Annotated in this window: 17 protein-coding genes and 3 pseudogenes; 10 read left to right on the top strand and 10 right to left on the bottom strand. The window is 48.4% G+C overall.

The window, feature by feature from the left end; genetic code table 11:
- The coding region (locus Q0991_RS11510; RefSeq protein WP_299488562.1) for a plastocyanin/azurin family copper-binding protein at positions 1–233 on the top strand (233 nt) is incomplete at its 5' end.
- A gap of 131 nt (positions 234–364) precedes the next feature.
- Here Q0991_RS11510 and Q0991_RS11505 read toward each other — a convergent pair.
- Together Q0991_RS11505 and Q0991_RS11500 are read right to left on the bottom strand one after the other, a co-directional pair.
- Positions 365–514: a hypothetical protein gene (locus Q0991_RS11505; protein ID WP_299488560.1), complete on the bottom strand. Its 150-nt coding sequence runs from the start codon at positions 512–514 to the stop codon at positions 365–367.
- Positions 515–1,090: 576 nt separating this feature from the next.
- A complete protein-coding gene (locus Q0991_RS11500) occupies positions 1,091–2,203 on the bottom strand; it encodes a hypothetical protein (RefSeq protein ID WP_299488558.1) in 1,113 nt (370 codons plus the stop codon).
- A 301-nt stretch (positions 2,204–2,504) separates the two neighbouring features.
- Here Q0991_RS11500 and Q0991_RS11495 point away from each other — a divergent pair.
- Positions 2,505–2,624 (top strand): annotated as a pseudogene (locus tag Q0991_RS11495) (IS6 family transposase); the annotation flags it as partial.
- 205 nt (positions 2,625–2,829) lie between these two features.
- On the opposite strand, the gene Q0991_RS11490 reads toward Q0991_RS11495, so the two are convergent.
- Positions 2,830–3,396, bottom strand: a complete 567-nt coding sequence (locus Q0991_RS11490; RefSeq protein ID WP_299488556.1) for a hypothetical protein — start codon at positions 3,394–3,396, stop codon at positions 2,830–2,832.
- A pseudogene (locus Q0991_RS25155) lies at positions 3,347–3,538 on the bottom strand (phosphatidylserine decarboxylase); the annotation flags it as partial. The gene Q0991_RS11490 and the pseudogene Q0991_RS25155, both read right to left, overlap by 50 nt.
- 290 nt (positions 3,539–3,828) lie before the next feature.
- On the opposite strand from Q0991_RS25155, the gene Q0991_RS11485 reads away from it, so the two are divergent.
- Positions 3,829–4,305 (top strand): hypothetical protein, encoded by a 477-nt coding sequence (locus Q0991_RS11485; protein WP_299488554.1) that lies wholly within the window; start codon positions 3,829–3,831, stop codon positions 4,303–4,305.
- A 26-nt stretch (positions 4,306–4,331) separates the two neighbouring features.
- Here Q0991_RS11485 and Q0991_RS11480 read toward each other — a convergent pair whose 3' ends face one another.
- From Q0991_RS11480 to Q0991_RS11465, 4 genes are all read right to left on the bottom strand, one after another.
- Positions 4,332–5,219 (bottom strand): ABC transporter substrate-binding protein, encoded by an 888-nt coding sequence (locus tag Q0991_RS11480; RefSeq protein ID WP_299488553.1) that lies wholly within the window; start codon positions 5,217–5,219, stop codon positions 4,332–4,334.
- Positions 5,212–6,024, bottom strand: coding sequence for an ABC transporter ATP-binding protein (locus Q0991_RS11475; RefSeq protein ID WP_299488551.1), 813 nt, complete (start codon positions 6,022–6,024; stop codon positions 5,212–5,214). Before Q0991_RS11475 ends, Q0991_RS11480 begins: the two co-directional genes overlap by 8 nt.
- A 2-nt stretch (positions 6,025–6,026) precedes the next feature.
- Positions 6,027–6,989: an iron ABC transporter permease gene (locus Q0991_RS11470; protein WP_299488565.1), complete on the bottom strand. Its 963-nt coding sequence runs from the start codon at positions 6,987–6,989 to the stop codon at positions 6,027–6,029.
- Between the two features lie 79 nt (positions 6,990–7,068).
- Positions 7,069–8,607, bottom strand: a complete 1,539-nt coding sequence (locus Q0991_RS11465) for a hypothetical protein (protein WP_299488550.1) — start codon at positions 8,605–8,607, stop codon at positions 7,069–7,071.
- A 409-nt stretch (positions 8,608–9,016) separates the two neighbouring features.
- Here Q0991_RS11465 and Q0991_RS11460 point away from each other — a divergent pair, with 409 nt between their 5' ends.
- Together Q0991_RS11460 and Q0991_RS11455 are read left to right on the top strand one after the other, a co-directional pair.
- Positions 9,017–9,670 carry a MotA/TolQ/ExbB proton channel family protein gene (locus Q0991_RS11460; protein ID WP_299488548.1) on the top strand — a complete coding sequence of 218 codons (654 nt, stop codon included), beginning with the start codon at positions 9,017–9,019 and terminating at the stop codon, positions 9,668–9,670.
- Complete coding sequence (locus Q0991_RS11455) at positions 9,654–10,058, top strand: biopolymer transporter ExbD (RefSeq protein WP_299488547.1); 405 nt, start codon at positions 9,654–9,656, stop codon at positions 10,056–10,058. Before Q0991_RS11460 ends, Q0991_RS11455 begins: the two co-directional genes overlap by 17 nt.
- Before the next feature lie 11 nt (positions 10,059–10,069).
- Here the strand turns inward: Q0991_RS11455 and Q0991_RS11450 are convergent, their stop codons facing one another.
- Positions 10,070–10,597 carry a Dps family protein gene (locus tag Q0991_RS11450; RefSeq protein ID WP_299488544.1) on the bottom strand — a complete coding sequence of 176 codons (528 nt, stop codon included), beginning with the start codon at positions 10,595–10,597 and terminating at the stop codon, positions 10,070–10,072.
- A gap of 160 nt (positions 10,598–10,757) precedes the next feature.
- Here Q0991_RS11450 and Q0991_RS11445 point away from each other — a divergent pair, with 160 nt between their 5' ends.
- Positions 10,758–13,319 (top strand): TonB-dependent hemoglobin/transferrin/lactoferrin family receptor, encoded by a 2,562-nt coding sequence (locus Q0991_RS11445; protein WP_299488542.1) that lies wholly within the window; start codon positions 10,758–10,760, stop codon positions 13,317–13,319.
- A gap of 68 nt (positions 13,320–13,387) precedes the next feature.
- On the opposite strand, the pseudogene Q0991_RS11440 reads toward Q0991_RS11445, so the two are convergent.
- Positions 13,388–14,100: pseudogene (locus tag Q0991_RS11440) on the bottom strand (Uma2 family endonuclease).
- A 310-nt stretch (positions 14,101–14,410) separates the two neighbouring features.
- Between Q0991_RS11440 and Q0991_RS11435 the strand changes: the two are divergent.
- The 4 genes from Q0991_RS11435 to Q0991_RS11420 all read left to right on the top strand — a co-directional run bounded on the left by Q0991_RS11435 (position 14,411) and on the right by Q0991_RS11420 (position 20,050).
- Entirely contained in the window at positions 14,411–15,610 is a 1,200-nt protein-coding gene (locus Q0991_RS11435; protein ID WP_299488540.1) for a sigma-70 family RNA polymerase sigma factor, read from the top strand.
- Positions 15,607–16,743: a DUF1822 family protein gene (locus tag Q0991_RS11430; RefSeq protein WP_299488538.1), complete on the top strand. Its 1,137-nt coding sequence runs from the start codon at positions 15,607–15,609 to the stop codon at positions 16,741–16,743. Before Q0991_RS11435 ends, Q0991_RS11430 begins: the two co-directional genes overlap by 4 nt.
- Positions 16,744–16,839: 96 nt before the next feature.
- The gene (locus tag Q0991_RS11425) at positions 16,840–19,329 is read left to right on the top strand and encodes a CHASE2 domain-containing protein (protein WP_299488535.1); all 2,490 of its coding nucleotides are present in this window, start codon (positions 16,840–16,842) and stop codon (positions 19,327–19,329) included.
- A gap of 52 nt (positions 19,330–19,381) precedes the next feature.
- Entirely contained in the window at positions 19,382–20,050 is a 669-nt protein-coding gene (locus Q0991_RS11420) for a COP23 domain-containing protein (protein ID WP_299488534.1), read from the top strand.
- Positions 20,051–20,305: the final 255 nt, after the last annotated feature.

The following is a 20,305-nucleotide window of genomic DNA, read 5'->3' as shown; positions in this document are numbered from 1 at the left end:
GCCGTCAAGAGCAAAAAGTGAGAGTTTATGACCAGCGACTTAAATCCCCTTTAAGGGGCTCTTCCAAGCCTCCGGTTTTACCGGAGGTGTTTGACTTATCTCACCCCGCCTTTGCCATGTCCGGTGGATTTGATGTAGCGTTTCCTACCGATGCCGCTCCAGGTACCTATTCTTACTATTGTGAACCCCATAGAGGTGCAGGGATGACTGGCACCATCACGGTTCAAGGTTAAACCCACAACAGCACAAATGAGTTGTTAATCATTTCAACGTTTCTACATTTCTTTCTCAATTCATAGGCCTTTACCAGCTGAGCAATCTGCAAGGATTTGAGACTCAGCTGGTATTTTTATCGCAAAGTCTGTCAGGCGACAACCACTACCACCTCACTCATGCCTTTAGGGGTGCGGGTGGCCCCTTCTGACTTAGGGTGTGGGGGTGCTGAGACATCATCCTCTGCTTTGATGTAGATGACGGTTCCATCATCGAGTTGGATCGGGGCTAGTTGAGTCATGGATTGGCTCTCACGGTAAGATACTGGCATTCCAGATAACGATGGTTATGACAAAGGGTATTTGGCAACGAGTGACCCCAACCCTGACCATTCTCGTTCTGGTGTCTCCTTTAGGATGGCTGTAATAGCTGCTTTCTGAAAGTACTGTCAAGCAGCAAATCATCTGGCTGGATCGTTGTCATAGCGCTTCAATGCTTGCGAATGTTGGGGCAGCCAACCCCGGTCATGGGGAAATTTTATTGCCTCCTCCCGTGACTTTAAGGAGTCTGGGGAAAACTTGAACAGTTCCTACAGTTTATTCACTAAATCGCTTCTGGATGGGCTTGATCCAAAACGTTTACCCGGACGATGGATCGATACCTTTTCCCCGGTGGATTTCGTCAACCAAGCTTTGAAGGGAGAGCTGCAAACCCCTGTACTAACTAAATATTGGTAACCCCTCAGCTCTGCCAGGGAGACTCTTATAGGTTTGACCAGGTGCAACGGTAGAAAATTCTCCTTGCAGTTTTCTCGCAAGGGGTTCAACCTCACCTCCCTCAAACAGGGATTGAGCCTTTAACTAAAAATCCTCTGTCTTTAAACCATACCCTCAATCCAGTCGGGTAAATACTCAGAGTTCAGGTTGTCATAAGTTGGTATGGTTTCATGTTCATGAATGGATGGGAGCTGAAGAACAGGAAGTTTTCCAGGAGTTGGCATAGACTTCTTACCAGATGTCAGGGGCAAAACCTTTCTCTTTGGAAGTGAAGGCTCCTCTACTTTGTTAGCAACTTTGTTCAATCGCTCCTGTCTATACCTTTGAGAAGATCGCTGAGATGAGTTGGTGGCATCAACTGTTTTTTTAGCCAAAGTTCGCTGAGGAAGGATCACATTTTGAAATACGAATTCAACCGTTTCAAATTTGAGCCAACCCCGAGATACCAAGATTTCTCCAAATCGCATTTCCGTTAAGTCTTGATCCGATAAGACCACTTCTACTTGAGCCAGGGACAATAAGCCTGCATCAACTAAGTAACTCCCAATGCGTTTATTGCCAGGGTAGTGGGATACATCTGTCCGTCGATGCACTGATGGGCTTGGCTTTGAACGGTTGAGGCGTTTCTTTGTCTGAGTTTCATTAAACTGCTTCTTTGGTTTAGAGGACAGGGAGAGAGCTGGTTGCTCTATACTTTGCAACCAACTCACCATATTCAACGGATTCAATCGCATCCGATGACCCGATATTTGAATCGTGATGGTGCCTCGCTCGCATACCAAATTCTGAATGGGATACAAAGTACCTCGATATAGGATAAGTAAACTCATTAAGGAGCGCTGTCTATTCTCTCTTTCATATTTCCACCATGCTTGTAATAAATCCAAGGTATTAGTAAAGTGGACACTGTAATTTCTAGGAATATCTATAGGTTCATATTCGTAAAAACCTGAAATTTTTGACTGGCGAACAGGTAAGCATTTTTGCAGCACCATAGCTTTATGCAATTGTGACCAAAAGATAGATTTGTAACGAATAGAGCTATAACGCTGGTCACCAGATAATTTGGCTGTAGCAACTAATCCTTCAGTTTTGGCTAATAGTTGTAGAGTATCCCCAATGGGTTCAAATCTTAGAGCAGCATTGCTCTCTAATGCGGGATAACCAGAAAGATAACTTGATACAAATACTTTTAAAAGCTCGATATTGTTCATAAGAGTAGCGTATGAACTTTAATGTAGAGAATAGGATCTGTTCCACCTTATGACAGTTCTCTAATCGGTTGAGTGATCTAAATCAGTGACTGTGCTATCTATTATCTCTATCAGCAAATCGTTTAGGGAAACGACTCGATAGAATCTCTCTCAGAGTTCACCCTAAACAGAAGATCGATTGGTTATGTTTCAAAAACAGGGACTAAGAGAGAACCGATGATAATCTAAGAGGCCGTGTCTCTTTTCTCTCCGGCCCATGAAAACTGCTGACCTATTCAAATAGCGTCATTACCAATCTGAGATCATCCTGCTCAATGTCCGTTGGTATTGCTATCCTCTCAGCTATCGGGACTTGGAAGAGGAGATGATGGAGCGAGGATTAGAGGTGGATCACAGCACCATCCATCGGTGGATTCTCAAGCGTTTCTGGGTAGATACCATAGGGGCTTTGATAAATTGATAGTCCAGGGGAATAAGCTCTACCTTGGTTTCCTTCCCCAGAATTCCCAAGCTGATTTCAGTTCGACCCATATTCGAATGATGAATTGTTGAGAAGTCTGACCGATCCTTTTTCTCAATCCTCATCTTCAATGAAAATGAAAGCACTCGCTAAAATCAACACAACACTAACTGCATTGCATATTCAACAGCTGTTCATCTTGACGTGAGGGATAGGTCAATGCTGTAAGGATCAGAACCACAACATCAAAGACAAGATGCAACACCACTTGAAACAGATTCTTCAGGGTTACTAAGAAACCCATCAACAGAAGTCTTAATAGCGTTAACCTTACCCGGGATGCAGAGACAGACTTGAAGGTCACCAGCTTGCCAGGTAGACAGACCAAGATCGACAGCGCGATCACATTTACGATCAAAATACCTAGAAGTAGATAACCTCCAAGTCCAGCTAGGAGAGAGCCTTTTTCAATGGCGAGCAGGAGCTTAATCAATACAGCTAAGACTCCAACCATACTGAGCGGAGCCAACCAACTAGGGAGATAAACTTCTTGGGAAAACTGCTTCAGAAGATGAAACCCTTTATTGAGGGCAACCCCAAACCAATCAACTTGGCAATCGGCATCACTCACACCCAGCAACATTGCGGATATTCTAGCCACGCTTTTGGCTTTGTCAATCCCCTTAGTTGGTGGCGGTTGCAATCCTTGACCGGACAGGGACATTGGCCGCATCTAGACCGGGGGAGGTGTTGTGATAATCAAAGGTCAGTTTGGCGTCTGGCCTGAATGTAAGGCAGTGGATGGAGCCACCAAAATGGAACATCCCCCATTCTTGGCCTTTACCGAGATGTTGTCCCTCCTCTACCGTAATTTCACAGGACGAGACCTTCTGCTACTAGTCGAATGCCAACCTTTACTACATCCCCAATCAAGACCAAATCAAACCATATCTGATGCTGCTAGATAAGCGGTTGTCAGCATTGGGTGGATAATTCGACTCTCAGATTAGGTATTCAAGGCTACGGATATTTAAACCTGAACTTCATACCTAAAATTAATTTCACCGCTGTTATCGTAGAAATATAAGGATTAGCCATTGCTCATGACTAACCTAACCATCAGCCAACTCGCCAATGGCTCAATCTAGCCAGGAGAACATTGCGGATGTGGAACAAAATAATTTTGATTTTGGGCTTTATTCTGATCACAGCCTGTCAACCGAGCTTGTTCACAAAGTCTGCTCCTACCAAGGTTAGCGCAATAGAAGGTACAAAAGCTGAGCGCATCAAGGCTGTCACTAAGCTGTTAGTCGCTCAAGAGCCGTTACCGAGTCCATTACAAGATGCATACTTCTTAGAAGAGCAAATAGGGGACAACAAACTCGGACCCAGCGATTATGTTGCATTTGGCATGTTGGAGGTCAAGCCTAACGTCCTGCCTGCGTGGCGAAGTAAGTTGTTGCCCCTCAAAGTACGGCCTAACTATGTTACTCCTAAGACACCGAAAGATTGGTGGGTGAGTGCTGCTGATTATTCTTCCTTAGAGCTATTTAAGTTGCGGCCCTACACCCAGCGGCTTCATGGCTGGATCGGTATAGACGCTAAAACCAATAAAATCTATATCTATACTTTTACGACCTAGCTAAGATCCTTTGAATTCTGCTGCGATTAGCTCACTATGTTCAGTACTTGCTTGAGCTGATTGCAGGTCTGGAGGATTTTATCGATACTGCCTGGATTAACGAGACCGTAATAATCAAAGGCATGAACCTGCTTATTCTGCGTTGCCTTCAGCTTGCTCCAAAACGGTTCAGCCTCAAAGGCCGTCACGGGATCTTGTTCCGGGTCCACCACCAGGACAATATCGGGATTCGCCTCTAATACCTTTTCCGCCGAGAGGGTGACATAGCCTTCTACGGGGCTTTGGCCTTGCAATTCCGCCGCTAGGTTTTTGGCCTTAAATTGCTGCAGCAGATCTCCAGCCCAGCTATTTTTATTAGGGGCCAAGATCGGTTGTCGACTGACCAGAACCAGGGTTGAGGCTGATTCTGCTGGCAATTTACTCAGGCATTGTTGATAGCGAGCCAATAAAGGGGCGGGGTCGGCTCCGATTTGGTCCGCAATCTCTTCCGTTAACGCGATTAAATCCTGCCAACCTTTGACTTCCGTCGTCAATGTAGCAATGCCCAAATCCTCTACTTTGCTGAGGGGCTGATCATGAAACCCTTTAGCACCAATCACCAGCGTCGGCTTGAGGGCAACAATTTTTTCTAAATCAGGGGCAGTTCGTCCTTGACTGACTTGGGGCAAGTCCTGAAACCGCTGATCGGTTCCAATCAATCGACTACCCGGAATTCCCACTAGCTTGGTGTCATCCAGGTGATGAATAATATCGGCTGTGAGGGAAGTCAAGGCCACGACCTTTACCGATTCATTGGTCGCCGCATCCGCCGTCGCGGGTTTTTCGCTATTGGCAGAGGGCGGTGGGTTTGAACAAGCGAACAGTTGGCTACTGAGCAATAGCGCTACCAGGAGCAGCTTAGAACGGTTAGTCATGGGAAGGAACGGTTGAAGGAACAGGTGTATCGACTGCGCGGATGGCACAGATTTGTAAGCCCACAGGGCTATCCATGAAGGCAGCAGTGATGCCAAAAACTTGAGCCAGATTATGGGGCGTCAGCACTTGTTGGGGAGCACCCAGATCAAAGAGTTGTCCTTGTTTCAGTAGTGCTAGGCGGGCACTATAGCGGACCGCGAGATTGACATCATGGAGAACGGTCAGAATCGTCAGTCCCCGGTCTTGATTGAGGGATTTCAGAAGCTCCAGCAATTCGAGCTGATGGTGTAAATCTAAAAAAGTCGTGGGCTCATCCAGCAGCAGGACTTTGGGGTTTTGGGCTAAAGCCAAGGCCAAAAAGGCTCGCTGGCGTTCGCCGCCTGACAAGTTTTCCAGGGGGCGGTTGCGAAATGACAACATCCCCGTTTGAGCCAAAGCTCGTTTGATGTGCTCATGATCTGTGGGTGTCAGGGACCATTGCCACCAGGATTGATAGGGGGTCCGGCCTAAGCAGACCAGTTGGTGGACAGTTAGCCCCGCTGGGAGGGTTTGGTGCTGGGGCAAGACGGCCATCTGTTGGGCGACGGCTTGGGTTGATTGCTGTTGAATCGCTTTGCCATCCAGGAGAATTGTGCCTGCTTGCAGGGGCAACATGCGGCTAATCAGTTTTAATAAGGTCGATTTCCCGGAGCCATTCGCCCCCAGTAAACTCAGCCACTCGCCCTCCTGCAGGGTAAACGCAACATCTTCAACAATGTTGGTTTGGTCATACCCACCGCTAATCTGTTGAAGGTCTAGGAGCATAGTCATACTCCTAGCGGAGACATACGACGATATAGCAGCCAGATAAACAGAGGAGAACCTAAAAGAGCAGTGACTGCACCTACAGGCAGTTCAACGGAGCCTAACCGAGCCAGCAGATCGGCTAAAATCAACACCCAGGCTCCGCCAAGAGCAGACAAAGGGACGACCCAGCGATAGTCCGTGCCGACTATGAGGCGAACACCATGGGGGACGACTAAACCGACAAAGCCAATTAAACCCGCCATGCTCACGGCACTAGCAGCTAATAGAGCGGCTATCCCACCGATTAAGAGGCGCGATCGCGTCAACGATACCCCCAAGCCCACCGCTAATTCATCTCCCAAGTTGAGGATATTGATATTCCGAGACAGCAAACAGCCTGCTATTAGCGCACCACCAATGTAGGGGCCGGCATTCACCACTTCTGTCCAGCCTCGTCCATTCAAACTACCAATCAGCCAATTGAGGGCGGCTTGGATCCGACCATCATCGGACAACAAGAGTAAGGTGGTTTGTATTGCACCTAATAAAGAGCTAACTGCAACCCCACCTAACACCAAACGTTCCACCGCGATACCGTTGGCAGTATGGCCCAAACGGTAGACTAAGGCCGAAGTCAAAACGGCCCCAACCCAGGCGGCAACGGGCAACCAGCTTAAGAATATATTGAGTGTCAGAAGTGCGATCGCAACCAAACCAGCCCCTGCCGAAATCCCTAGGATAAACGGATCGGCCAGCCCGTTTCGTAACATTCCTTGCAATAAAGCACCCGACATTCCCAAGGCAGACCCAACCAATAGCGCAGCGGCAATGCGAGGCAATCTCAGTTCCCATAGGATGGTTTGATTCAGTTCAGGTCCCTGGTGCCACAGGGCTTGCCAGACTTCTTGCAGGCCCATATCCACAGAGCCTTGTCCTAAGGACAGCAAAATTGTAATGGCGAGTCCGGCACCTAAGATGCCCATCAATGAAACACGTTGCACAACTTTCGAGTCCGCCTAAAACGTTGAGGGTGAATTGAACATAAGGTAAGCTCTTATCTCTTTACTCTAAAGGAGGCGGAGCAGCTGGAGCAGGTGGTGGTGGAACCGGAGCGGGTGGTACATAAGCTGGAGTCGGGGCGGGTGGCACATAAGCCGGAACTGGGGCCGGAGCCGGAGCGGGCGGTATGTAAGCCGGAACTGGGACCGGAGTGGGTACTGGAGCCGGAGCGGGTACTGGAGCTGGGGCTGGTGCAGCAACTGGAGCGGTTACTGGAGCTGAAGCGGGTGTCGGAGAGCGCACTGGAGCCGGATCAGCAACTGGAGCGGTTACTGGAGCTGGGGCCGGAGCCGGAGTCGAGCTTGGAGCCGGAGTTGCTGCCGGAAATGGAGTACTCGGAGCACTCACTGGTGTATCTGCTGGTCTAACAGGAGCCGGATCAGCAACTGGAGCGGGCGCTGCTGCCGGAGCTGGAGTCTGCTGCCTTGCTCGACGAGCTTTAGCGGCTGCTCGCTCTTGAGCCCGCTGCTGGGATAAAGCTCGATTTTTACGAGCTTGTTCTCGCTCTTTTGCCGTCAAATCATTCGCTTCAAACCGAATTTTAATGGGTTTACTCCGCCTTTCTTCTGGCACAGACTTCAGCTGTTTCTTAACCTGTTTAAGGAATTTCTTCTTATCCTTCTCAATCGCCTTATCCAATTCAGGATCGCCTGTCGATCGCTCAAGCTGTAGATCCACCACCTTGCCATCCTTGAGAACTGGAATAAACCGCTCTGATAACCCAGCGGTCGTCTTCGATTTCGCGTCTTTTTTATACCCAATGCCCAGTTTTCTCGAGCGCCCTTTTTTCTTGACCTTTTTGGGCTTGATAGGGGCTTTGGGTTGAGTATTCACCGCTGTTTTTTTCGGCCCCTTAGACGGTTTGGCTTTTCCTCGTCTGGGCTTAGGCCGAGACGTTTTGCCCTTGGATATCTTGCCTTTTGAAGTTCCTGACTTTGTAGAGGGCGACTTTGTTGCTGTTTTCTCCGTTGACGAGCCAGGCTCGGCAGGTTTATCTTCTCCAGTCTTTACAGATGCATCAGACGGAGCATCATCTTCCGAAGTAGAGGACGTTGGCTCCGGCTGTTCAGTCGTTTCGGCGGTGGAAGGCGATTCCTCTGTTGTTTCACTGGTTTCTGGTTCTTCTGTTGGCGTTTCAGATGGCTCAGGTTCTTCAGGAGGTTCGGGTTCTTGCAGTGGCTCTGGGAGTTCTTCTGACTCTGGAAGCGGCGGTTCTGGCACTGAATTCAATGCCACAGGCTCCGGCACATCCTCTACTAGCTCAGCAGCATCTGGGTCTTCCAGCTCTTCCAAAGGTTCAGGTTCTAGCTCCTCCAAAATCGGGTCTTCTTCTTCAAGTTCTTCTTCTGGCGCATCTACGACTGCAATTTCAATGGCATCGTCCTCGGCTAGATCAATTTCTTCAGAGGAGGGTAAACCGACACTAATTCCGAAAAACAAAGAGTGCAACACTAGGGACCCTGGCAAAGTACATGCCAGAACGGTGCGGACAAAGCGCTCTTCGTTCTCTTTATGAGTGCTAGAGAACGGATTGAGACTCATGCGGATAAATGAGAATAGATCGGTTTAAACGATACACAATATTCTTAGTAAATGAAAGTTATCCATGAACTTTATCAAGGTAAATAAAATTTACAGAGCCTCCTAAAAACAGTATTTTCAGGGAAATATAAGTGATTTACTTCTTTATCCCATCATTAAGGAATTTCTATTTATGACTCGACTTATTCTTAACTTACTTGACAATTGATATCATTAAAGATACGGTCTCATCTATGGCTGATTGTGCCGACATCTCTAATGAACTAGATGGCTTAGGTTCAGCATGGGTGATTGCTGTGTCAGTGTCTCTAGTTGTGGGTCTTCACAGGATTAGCGCGTCTTAGAGCCAGTGCAGGTTTCGGTCACAGCAATCGGTCTTCCCTATCGCAGTATGGAGTGGTATACATACATGCAATTTGGCCAAATCATTACGGCGGGGGGAATTGTAATGCTTCCTCTCATGGTATTTTCACTAATTGCCATGGCTCTGGTGATTGAGCGATTGATCTTTTGGGCCAGGCTGAATCGCAATCAACTGCGAATCGTTAAGCGGACGCTGCAGCTCTATCGGCTTGATAATGTTTATGATGCGTTGGGGTATGTGCAGGAGCAGGCGAAGTATCCCATCGCGCGCATTTTCTTAGCAGCTCTATCGTTAGAGGAGCCCACACCGGATGAATTCCGTTTGGCGTTGGAGAGTGAGGCCCAAGCTGAGCTACCAACGTTAAAGCGGTTTACCACAGTGTTTGACACCATTATTAGTATTTCCCCTTTACTCGGCCTATTAGGGACGGTATTGGGCCTGATCAACTCCTTCTCTTCACTAGATATGGGCAATATCGGGGGTAGTGAAACAGCAGGGGTAACGGGGGGGATTAGTACGGCATTAATCTCAACAGCGACGGGGTTGATTGTGGCGATTTCGACGCTGATTTTTGCCAATGCATTTCGCAGTTTATACCAGCGCCAGTTGGCTTTTATTCAAGAGCATGGGGGGCAGTTGGAGTTGCTGTATCGTCACCGCTATGAACGAGGCAGGGTGAATCATGCGCTTACCCGATGATCCCAGTCCATCGGCTCAAATCAATATTGTGCCGATGATTGATGTTATTTTTGCAATTCTGTCCTTTTTTATCATTGCTACATTATTCCTCAACCGCAGTGATGCCTTACCTGTCAATTTGCCTCAGGCAAAAACAGTAAAACCACAGCTATCAACCAAGGTGACGGTCACCATTGGTGAGACGGGGGATTTAGCGCTCAACCGAGAACCGATCCAGCTGGATGCTTTAGCAACAGAAGTTCAAGACTTAACGGAAACCACTGAGAAGGTCGTAGTGGTTATCCATGCGGATGAGCAAGTGGGGCATGGCCGCGTTGTGACGGTGATGGACCGCATTCGAGAAATTGAAGGCGCGAAGCTAGCCATTGCCGCCACAAAGAAACCATGACGACTACCAGATCACGCCACAACCAGCGTGTCTGAGGCCAAAAAATGGGCCAAATGATAGGCTCGCTCTTCTGTCTCTAGCAGCATCTGCTCATACAGATAGCGGGTGCCGCGATCCCCGAGACTTTCTGCCTGGGAAGCTTGGCTACGAAGCAGTTTGATCACAGCCTGTTCAGCGGCTAGGTCATGCTCCACCATGGTTCGACAGTCATACACACCATCTGCTTCGGGTTCAAAACAACATAGCTCAGCTAGCTTGCTGAAACTAGCGGCGGGCACGCCTCCTAAACCATTTAGACGTTCGCCAAGATCATGAACATGGCTTTTGGTGGCATCCCCACACTCTTGAAAAAAGTTGTGGAGCTGATAAAACTCAGCCCCTTCGACGACAAAATGATGCTTTTGATATTGCAAATACAACGCCTGAAAACTAGCCAGGGCAGTATTCATACCCTCGCAAATCGGCTCAGTGGCAGACCGATCCAGCAAGACTGGGTTGTCAGCTATCTGGCCGAAAGTTTGAACCACAGCAGTAGACATAATATTCCTCTCTCAGAAAATGGCACGTGCGGGCGGACATCTCTTTTTCCCTGGAACTGAGATACCTATGGGCGCTTGGATTCAAGCTTTGCCTTTAAAGGTAACGTTTTCCCCTCTCAAAAGGTTTAAATCTGCTATCTCTTAACCTCCTTGGATGACTATGACTCGATTTCATGCCTCAGCTTTCTCTCTAGCCTTACTCCTTACAGGTGCTGGTATGCTTAATGCTCAGCCAGCCTTGTCCCAAGTTGAAGATAAACCGTTAGACAGAACAAAACAGTCAAATCAAGAACGCTGTTTGTTAACCTCAGATGACTGTCCCCTGGATGTCACTGCTGATGTCACGACTGGAGTAGAACCACCCGTCCCAATGGTTATTACGGCTGAGGGTATTCCTGACATTACAGAAATAGATCTGCCCATATCAGAGGCCCAACTTTTATCTCAAGAGGGTCCTGATGAAGCCGATCCCCCTGCTGCAGAAGAGGAGGCAGCGCCGACTGACACTGTGGATGAAGAAGTAGAGCTGGAAATTACGGTGACTGGCACGCGGACGCCACGGGCCGTTCAACTCTCTCCGGCTAATGTCACTGTGATCAAAGCGGAGGAGTTACAGCGTCAGTTAGGACAAGATATTCGGGATTTAATCCGCTATGAGCCAGGGGTCAGCGTCAATGAAGATGAGACCTATGGGGCAACGGATTACAATATTCGCGGATTAGAACGCAACCGAATTTTGCTGCAGGTGGATGGGATTCGACTCCCTACCTTTTTTGAATTTGGCAGTTCGATTTTAGGGCGCGATTTTGTCGATGTGGGTTCGGTGCAGACCACGGAAATTATTCGAGGCCCCGCCTCTGCCCTCTACGGAAGTGATGCCTTAGGGGGGGTGGTCAGCTACCTCACCCCAGACCCCAGTGATCTCTTGGCATTAACGGATCGCGATTACTACATTAGCGGGTCTACCCAGTTTCGCAGTTCAAATTCCGGGTTCTCGGGTACAGGAACCGTTGCCTTTCGGGCCACAGACAATCTGTCTGGTTTAGTGCGCTTTACCCATCGCGAAAATACTGAGCGGGATAATAATGCCGAGGATCGATTTGAAGATCCGTTTTTCGGGGTGACCAATAATGTGTTGGGCAAGCTGGAATTTAAGATCAATGACTATAATACCGTTCTGCTTACGGGTGAATATTTTAACGAAGCCGGTGACTTCGATACGGCAGTCGATAATCTTAACCTCCCCTTAGCCTTCCCTGGCATCACGATTCTGAGCGATGATACCGATACGGAAACGACGCGATCGCGTTTTAGTATCGCCTACAAATTTGATAATCCCGAAAGTGAGAGTTTCTTACAATTTGGTCGAGTCCTGTTCTACTATCAGGAATCGGATTACCAAGAAACCCGCACTAGAAATGAAATTTTTTCCAATCCCTTTGTGCCACCGCCCTTTACCCCGCCCCCAGCCCGACGGTTTCGGGAGTTAAATAACCTGTTCGTTGAAGACATTATCGGTGGCGATATCCAGTTGCGGAGTGATTTTCGCACAGGCAGCGTTGCCCACAAACTCACCTATGGATTAGATATTTCCAGCACCTTTAACCAGCGGATTCGAGATGGACAACGCATTAACTTAGATACGGGTGCCGTCTCCAACCGAGTTGGACCTGATGCGTTCCCGATCAAAGACTTTCCTGATTCCGACACCCTGCGTATCGGAGTTTATTTACAAGATGAGATTGAATTTGGCGAAGGCCGATTTACGGTTATTCCGGGACTGCGCTTTGACTACTACAGTCTGACAACCCAACCCGATGCCCTCTTCTTCAATAATCCTGGTGCTGAGGCGACTGACTTAAATGATTCAGCCCTTTCTCCTAGTTTAGGCTTGGTCTACAAGGTCACTCCAGAAATTGCCTTAGTCGGTCGATATGCTCGGGGGTTTCGGGGACCCAACTACATTGAAATCAATAGTGGCTTTTCTAATCCTGAAGGCGGATATCGCACGATTTCTAATCCGAATTTAGAGCCGGAAACCAGTCATACCTTTGAGTTAGGGGTTAAAGGAGCCTTTCCACGGGGGACCTTTGGCATTACTGGGTTCTACAGCATCTATGACAATTTTATCTTTGGGGCTGCGGAAGGCAGTACCGCAGGCACAGAACCTGCAGGATGTTTCCCGCCCTTTACGTCAGGCTGTGTGCAGGTGTTCCAGTCCCAAAATCTGGAGCAGGTCCGTATTTATGGAATTGAAGCCCAAGGGGAATATCGGTTCAGCTCTGAACCTCATGGATTCCGCATCTTCGGAGGTTTAGCCTGGATTATTGGCGATGATGATCAAAATAATCAGCCTTTGGAAACCGTAAATCCCTTTGAAGCTGTTGTGGGATTGGGGTATCGAGCTCCAGAAGATCAATGGGGAGCGGAGTTAATTGGCACTTTTGTGGGCACTGCTCGTGTAGATTCTGAGCCTGAAGATTTTATTCCAGGAGGGTTTGCAGTGGTTGACTTGACGGGTTTTGTCAAAGTTACCCCGAACCTCAGCCTCCGAGGCGGCATTTACAACCTATTTGATGCAGAGTATGTGCGCTATGCGGATGCCCGTAGGCTCAATAATGAAACAAACAACACCACCACCGAGCCTACGTTTGGTCAGCGGCGGGCTCGCATTACCCAACCGGGCATTAATTTTGGGATTGGATTGACGTTTGAATTCTAGGCATAGGCATTTTCTCGGAAGGCAGCACTGGCTCCTTCAGCCTTCCAAACGACTCATGGTTTCGCTCCCTATGAACCCTGAAGTTTTATGGTGAGGGCGTCAACAAATGCCCGGTGATCAACGGTGTCCAACCCTTTTTGCTCCACTGATAGGACCTGCGCCATCTCCCCAGCCAGCAAGGCAGGAACGGCCAACCATAATCCTGGAAACACTTGAGAATGAATCACATCTGTCTCGTTTGCTGTAGCGGTACATATTTACCCCCCTGCAGGCTAAACCAATCTAGCTTCTGATCTAAGACCTGCCAGACGATATATTTCTGCACCCCATTGCGCCGATAGACCACCTTTTTGTCGTATGAATCATAAGCGGCAGTACTTGCCGCTACTTCCGCTACTAATTCAGGAGCACCCTCTAGATAGCCATCCTCACCGAGCTGACATTGGCCTCCAGCTAATGCATCAATCAGCAACACTGCATCAGGTTGCGGTTCATTATCTAGATCTAGCCGTACGGTGGGATTGTCCCCCATTCTCACACCAGGCGTCATTGCCTTATATAGTCCCAGCCATGTCATAAGGTTGCCGTGGGGTTCAGCATGGGGTTCAAATCGCAGAGGTGAGGGCAAATACACAACTCCTTCAATTAATTCAGCCTTTTTCTGATGAGGCATGGCATGGTAGCGACGTTCAAATTCTGGCCGCGTTAAGCGATCGCCATTTTCCAGCGGAAAGATCTGTTCTTGCTTACTCGAAGAGAGTGATTGCGCTAAGGGTGTCATGGTCAAGCATCCTTAATCCTGCTGCCATTATATCTTTCCGATTCTGATTGCCAGGCATTTGTGCGTACCGTTGGTTAATAGCTCAATACCCACATGTGCGAGCGATATTGCGAGTCCTGACATTGACGCACAGTCTCCTAGAGCAAGGGCAATCAGTAGAACAAGTGGCGGTGCAGGTGCCTGCTTAAACTTACTGGTTAGACCCTAAAAGCATTAGCCTTCCAAGTCGTATTGTTAACTTCTGCATATTAAGACTCGGATTCAACGATAGTGATGAGGTATGAATTTCTCTTTCACATGCCCAACGCTTATGGATAAGCGCGAGAGCTTGATCGATCAATTTTCAACCTTTATCCGGTGGCGAGAGGATCGGTTTCAAAAATGGGAGACTGATGCTCGATTACAACGTCATATGGCTCAACAGCTTCACAGCGATCACCAAGGTTCTAGTCAATATTGGGTTGCTTACTGGTATCAACATTGGCAGCAATCCGAAGCCATCACGCTCAGTAGAGATCATCTCTATGCCTATTTACAAGAGCCTTGTTATCGAGTCACGGCCCAACTATGGTCCACCTATCAAAACCATAAGAATCTGAGCCTGGCGGATTTATTTAGCCAAGGGGTGTTGTGTTTTCAGAAGTTACTATCGAACTTCAATCCCGTTCTCAACCCTAATTTGGCGGCCTACGCCAGCTTCTTTCTGAAATGGCGAATCCTAGACGAACTAAGGCGTCAGGACAAAAGCTATGGTCATACCCGGTGGAGTTTGCTCCTCCATTCCAGCCCAACTCGGATGCGCAAAGCCCTAGTTTCTATGGGACTAACAGACACGCTCTTAGAGTGCCATTTGCAGGCTTGGGAATGTTATGTCGAACGCTATCAACCTGTCAAAATTAAGCAGGAAGGCAAGATTCAACCACCACCCGCAGAAATTTGGTCTCAAATTACGGCAGATTACAACTTGGTCATGCCCCATCCTCAAGACGTTGACTATATACAGAAATGGGTGGACACTTGCGGACAAGCCGTATTTCGCTATATTGCGCCAGCAGATATCTCGATTAACCAAGCCCTTTCTTCAGATGGCTCTCAAGAGCTAATGGATGTGATTCCTACTTTGGATTCTAGTGGGGCTGAGGTGGATTCACCTAACGATTATGGCGCTATACATAGCCAAATTCTGACCTGGTTAAAGGCTGAGTGGCAAAACTTAGACATCAAGGAATATCGCTTAAATGCTCATTACAGAACGATTGTGGCACTCTACTACGGCCAAGGACAAGAGCAAAAGGCGATTAGCCAGCAGCTTGGCATTAACCAATCAACCGTGTCGCGGACCCTCAATAAGGTAAAGACCATTTTGGTCGATCGATTTTTGGCATGGTCCCAGGACCATCTGCATATGTCACTGCAAGTCAACGATGTAGAGGCTATTAATGAAGCAGTGAGCCATTGGCTATGGTCTATTTGTCAAACCGAGCTTGGGAACAAAGAAGGGAAACCATGAGTTCCTACGAATTGACACCTGAACATGTGTGGTTGGAGATTCCTGAAACGCTGTTAATTGGAATCACAAGCTTCGTGCCTCTTCAGATGGATAGCCTACTCAGACTCAATCAAATCTGTAAGGCGGTGGTTCTACCCTATCTACAAAGCTATTTCCCTACCGCCTATATACCTGCGGTTCAACACGATCTTTGGCAATTGGGGATGAACGGCTTCGAGATAGAGTCCAAATCAGTGCGCTTAGTCTGCTTGCCCAGTACCGATTGGGATTTAGATGGAATACAAGTGGCTCAAGAATGGGTTGATAGCCCTGACTTAGCACCGGATTATTTTCTAGCGGTACAGGTGGATCTTGAGGATAGGATATTGCGATTGTGGGGAATCACCCCTCATCAACGCCTCAAAGAGCAAGGTCAGTTTATTGCTAGAAATCGCACCTATATCCTGGAGCGAGATCTATTAACAGAAACGTTAAATATGTTGTGGTTACAGCCTAAGTATTTCCCTGAGACCCAACTGCGGGGCGAAGTGGCTGCCTTAACCGCACCTAGTTTAGATGAGTTGACTCAAGCCTGGGATATCTTGCGTGCCTCCCCAATGCCCTTTGCAGCTCGGCAAATTGGGTTTAATACCTGGGCCAGCATTTTAGGGAATGAGCAATGGCGACAACATGCGATCGCACTCTCCCAACACCAACAACCGTCTTCTATTCCCCAGACAATTCAACTCAGTCAATGGTTAAACCATCGGTTTGAGCAAGGATGGCAAGCCATCAATGAGCTAATTGCGCCTCAGCTTGTTGGGGCGTTTATGGATACCCAAATCAAACGCGCCAAACTGATTGACTTGGGGGTCGAACTATCTGGATGCCAGGTGTCCCTGATGATGACCATTTCTACCACGGAGACCGGGATGAGCCTACAGGCCAGTGTGTATCCCACGGGTGAACGTTTAACCTTACCTGCCAATTTACACCTGCGGATTCTGACGGGGACGGGAGAAATTTTTAAGGAAGTCACCAGCCGCAGCGATGATGAATTTATTCAGTATCGTTTTGATGCAGCAACGGGCGATCGCTTCACCATACAAGTCAGTTTGGGGACAGCCTCCGTTACCGAAGATTTTCAGGTTTAAGCTCCAACGCCGAGGATAAAATAGGGGTCAGTTTTTGATAGCCCTATCTGTCTTGGGTCACGACTGCTCATTCCAGAACGAATAGACATAAGGCCTATGACAAAATTGTTGATTCTGGAAATTGATGGTGATTTCGACACTGGATTTCGCGTCAAACTCGAAATTCGTGAACATTTGCAAGCGCTTCCCCAAACAGTTGTTCGAGGCAGGTTGCCGGGGAATCCTACTCTGTTAGCCATCTATCGCCAATGGCAGCAGCGGTACGCCAGTCTAGAAAGTTTGTTTCGGGCCTTGACGCATAGCGACCCGGACCAAATTACCCATAGCTCAGATCGAGAAGATGCGATCGCAGCTTGCCACACCACTGCCTCCCAGGTTGAAACACATCTCAACCAGTGGCTCAATACCGATGATCTTGAAGAGATTCGTCAAGCCCTTCTTATGACTGGACAACAGGCTTGCCTATGGATACAGACCGACAATGTATGGCTACAGCGACTGCCCTGGGAAAGATGGTCTTTGGTAGAAAAGACCGAAGCCACCGTCGCCTTGGCCTTAAATCAGTACACCACGATTCCTAGACCCACTCGCCATGCTGGAAAAATTCGCATCTTAGCGATCCTGGGCCACGCTACAGATTTACAACACCTAGAAGAGGACCAGCATTTACTGGATCAGATCGCCGGTCAAGCCGGGGCCGAAATTGTCTGGCAACACGCTCCTACTCCGCAACAGCTCAATCATCTTCTGCGACAAGACCGCTGGGACATCCTCTTTTTTAGTGGTCATAGTGCCAGTTCAGAAGATGGTAAACGGTTCGCCATTCAGCTCAATAAAACGGAGCAGCTCGCCATTCCTGATTTTCGCTTTGCCCTCCGGGAAGCAGCCGCCAAAGGGTTACGTCTGGCCATCTTTAACTCCTGTGACGGTATCGGCTTAGCCCATCAACTGGCAGACGAAAAAAATATTGCCCTGCCTCATCTGGTGTTTATGCGAGAAAAGCTCCCAGACGCCATCTCTCCCAAGTTTTTGCAAGCCTTTCTAGACGCCTTTACTCAAAATCAATCTCTCTATTCATCAGTACAACAGGCCCAGCGAATTTTGCACGATGACTGGGAGAAAACCTATCCCTGCGCCAGTTGGTTACCTGTGGTTTGTCCCAACCCCACGGAAGATCCACCGACCTGGCAAACCTTACAGCCAAGACAATCTCCATCAAAACGTTCTCGCCTAGGCATAACCCTAGGCATCAGTCTAATAGTCGCAGCAGGGGTAATTGGGATTCGTGAGATGGGACTGTTGGAGTCCGTTGAGCTGCAAACCTATGACCTGATGCTTCGATTCAAGCCCAAAGAGAAATGGGATGAGCGGTTCTTAATCATTACCATTGATCAACAAGATATGCAGTTTCAGGATCAGCAGGGCATGGTGCGGACTCTCATTCCAGGAACAAGCCAACGTCGCTCCCTTTCAGGACAGGCTCTTTCACAATTGTTGGCTAAACTGCAGACCTACCAACCCAGCGTTATCGGTCTAGATATTCTCCGACCGATTCCTGCCTCAGCAGATTATCCCCCTTTAGCCGCTCAGCTCCGTCAAACAAAAAATTTCATCGGCATTTGCACGCCCAGTCGCCCAAAAGAAGAATTTCCAGGCGTCGCCCCACCGCCAGAAGTGTCCTTAAATCAAATTGGCTTTAGCGATGTCCCCTTGGATTATGGGACCAACCCGGATGAGGATATTGTTCGACGTTATCTCTACCAAGCCAGTTTTGATCAAACATCACCGTGCCTATCTCCTGCCACTATTCAGGCAACTCAGGCTCCATCTTCTTCCGATCCGTGCCAGTTGGAAGACTATGCCTTTAGCTTTGGCTTGTTGATTGCCAAGCAATATTTACAGTCCCAAAATAAAGACTTCAACTGTCAAAACCTCCAGCGAGGTGACTTGGAAGTGAGCGTTGGGGATGCTCAGTTGGGGGATTGGCTCCATCAAAGCACTGGACCCTACCGCAACCAACAGGGCGAAGCGCTGGCAGGTCGCCAAGTGATGCTCCACTATCGGCGGCTATCAGATACTCCCCGAGGAGCAGTGACTAAAATTGCCTCACAAAAGTCTTTGAGGCAGGTCCTCTCGCCTACGTTTAATGGGGAATCTGTGCGGGGCAAGATTATTTTGATTGGCGTGACGGAACCGGGAGCAGATGATTTCCTCACTCCCTTAAGCCCCACTGCCGAGGCGATGGTTCCAGGCGTCTATTTGCATGCCCATGCCATCAGCCAGCTTCTCAGCACGATGTTAGACGGTCGCTCATCCATCCTATTTTGGCCCACCTGGATGGAAACGCTCTGGATCGCCATTTGGGCAATTGCGGGGGGTGTTAGCGTTTTAACTTTATCTTCCGGCAGGATAAAATGGGCCATAATTAGCAGCATATTCATTAGTTTGGGGGGAATATGCATGGCGTTGTTCTATGGGAGCGGCCTATGGATACCTATTGTGCCAACAGGAATCGCCTGTGGGACCGCCGCTGTCGGGGGACTGGCGATTTTATTCCTGCCCCGTGCATACCAGACCATCACGTAACGATAAGGAAGTGAAGCTAACCCGCTCACCAAATTCAAGGAGAGACCAACTTATGACGCATCACCTCTGGCGATGGGGCTTAACCAGTGCAATAGCGGCCACATTCTCTTTGAGCAGTCTGCCGGTGTGGGGACAAACTCCTCCTTCTCAAGCGCAATCCGCTTCTCCTGATCAAGTAACCTTTTTTTGCAAAGAGGTCTATGACCCGGCGAGTGGCTCTAAGATTCCGGCCACCCTCGTTTGGATTCCCCAACGCCAAGGCAATATTCGCATTATTGGTTGGAAGTCAGAATTTTTCTCTCGGTTTGGTTGGAACCCCCAGAAAAGATGCGCAACGGTGACCCCCAAGTTTCAGCAGTTTTATGATGCGGGACAACTAAAATATCTAACGACGGGTTATGTCAAAGGCTATCCAATTGTATGCGCCCTAGCCCAAGAAAATGACGCCTGCACCAGTAATCGTCAATTATTCACGATGAAACCCCACGATAATCCTAATCAGCTTCTTCATCAGCTGATGGATATTCTGAAGGGAAAAACGGCTGATATGCTGCTGCAAAATTCTGGGGGAGAAACGCTAGTTCCTGTCCCTGAACTATTCCGACGATCACCTATTACGGATCGGACCCCGCCTCGTCGTCGCAAATCTGCAGGCACTCAAATGAAGTCTAAGCCAGGGGATGGGTCCCTATCAAAGACCCAAGAACCTTCAACCCCGTGAGTCCGGCCCTATTGACTAAACCCCTGAATCGCCACCCATATCAATGGTTTATTCCAAAACGACTTGCCAAGCTTTCAGGCTTAAGAGCAAAGCTATTTACTAGATTGAGGTTGCTATAGATGAGAGCTCCTTACGCACTAACGCCTTATGTTTTGGGTCTTTGGGGATGACAAGGGTTTCACAATGTGTTCTGAATCAGTGATAGCGCCCTCATGCCTCTCTGGTAATTGAGTCGTTTATGGGGTTTCAGTTGCA

This window comes from Acaryochloris sp. IP29b_bin.137, from assembly GCF_028285745.1.
Lineage (GTDB): Bacteria > Cyanobacteriota > Cyanobacteriia > Thermosynechococcales > Thermosynechococcaceae > Acaryochloris.
Note: the sequence above shows the minus strand (reverse complement) of the source record. Positions and strands in the feature narration are given on the sequence as shown.

Coding starts and splice junctions, on each gene's coding strand:
- Q0991_RS11505 (WP_299488560.1), bottom strand. CDS start 514: ATGACTCAACTAGCCCCGATCCAACTCGATGATGGAACCGTCATCTAC.
- Q0991_RS11500 (WP_299488558.1), bottom strand. CDS start 2,203: ATGAACAATATCGAGCTTTTAAAAGTATTTGTATCAAGTTATCTTTCT.
- Q0991_RS11490 (WP_299488556.1), bottom strand. CDS start 3,396: ATGCGGCCAATGTCCCTGTCCGGTCAAGGATTGCAACCGCCACCAACT.
- Q0991_RS11485 (WP_299488554.1), top strand. CDS start 3,829: ATGTGGAACAAAATAATTTTGATTTTGGGCTTTATTCTGATCACAGCC.
- Q0991_RS11480 (WP_299488553.1), bottom strand. CDS start 5,219: ATGACTAACCGTTCTAAGCTGCTCCTGGTAGCGCTATTGCTCAGTAGC.
- Q0991_RS11475 (WP_299488551.1), bottom strand. CDS start 6,024: ATGCTCCTAGACCTTCAACAGATTAGCGGTGGGTATGACCAAACCAAC.
- Q0991_RS11470 (WP_299488565.1), bottom strand. CDS start 6,989: ATGGGCATCTTAGGTGCCGGACTCGCCATTACAATTTTGCTGTCCTTA.
- Q0991_RS11465 (WP_299488550.1), bottom strand. CDS start 8,607: ATGAGTCTCAATCCGTTCTCTAGCACTCATAAAGAGAACGAAGAGCGC.
- Q0991_RS11460 (WP_299488548.1), top strand. CDS start 9,017: ATGCAATTTGGCCAAATCATTACGGCGGGGGGAATTGTAATGCTTCCT.
- Q0991_RS11455 (WP_299488547.1), top strand. CDS start 9,654: ATGCGCTTACCCGATGATCCCAGTCCATCGGCTCAAATCAATATTGTG.
- Q0991_RS11450 (WP_299488544.1), bottom strand. CDS start 10,597: ATGTCTACTGCTGTGGTTCAAACTTTCGGCCAGATAGCTGACAACCCA.
- Q0991_RS11445 (WP_299488542.1), top strand. CDS start 10,758: ATGACTCGATTTCATGCCTCAGCTTTCTCTCTAGCCTTACTCCTTACA.
- Q0991_RS11435 (WP_299488540.1), top strand. CDS start 14,411: ATGGATAAGCGCGAGAGCTTGATCGATCAATTTTCAACCTTTATCCGG.
- Q0991_RS11430 (WP_299488538.1), top strand. CDS start 15,607: ATGAGTTCCTACGAATTGACACCTGAACATGTGTGGTTGGAGATTCCT.
- Q0991_RS11425 (WP_299488535.1), top strand. CDS start 16,840: ATGACAAAATTGTTGATTCTGGAAATTGATGGTGATTTCGACACTGGA.
- Q0991_RS11420 (WP_299488534.1), top strand. CDS start 19,382: ATGACGCATCACCTCTGGCGATGGGGCTTAACCAGTGCAATAGCGGCC.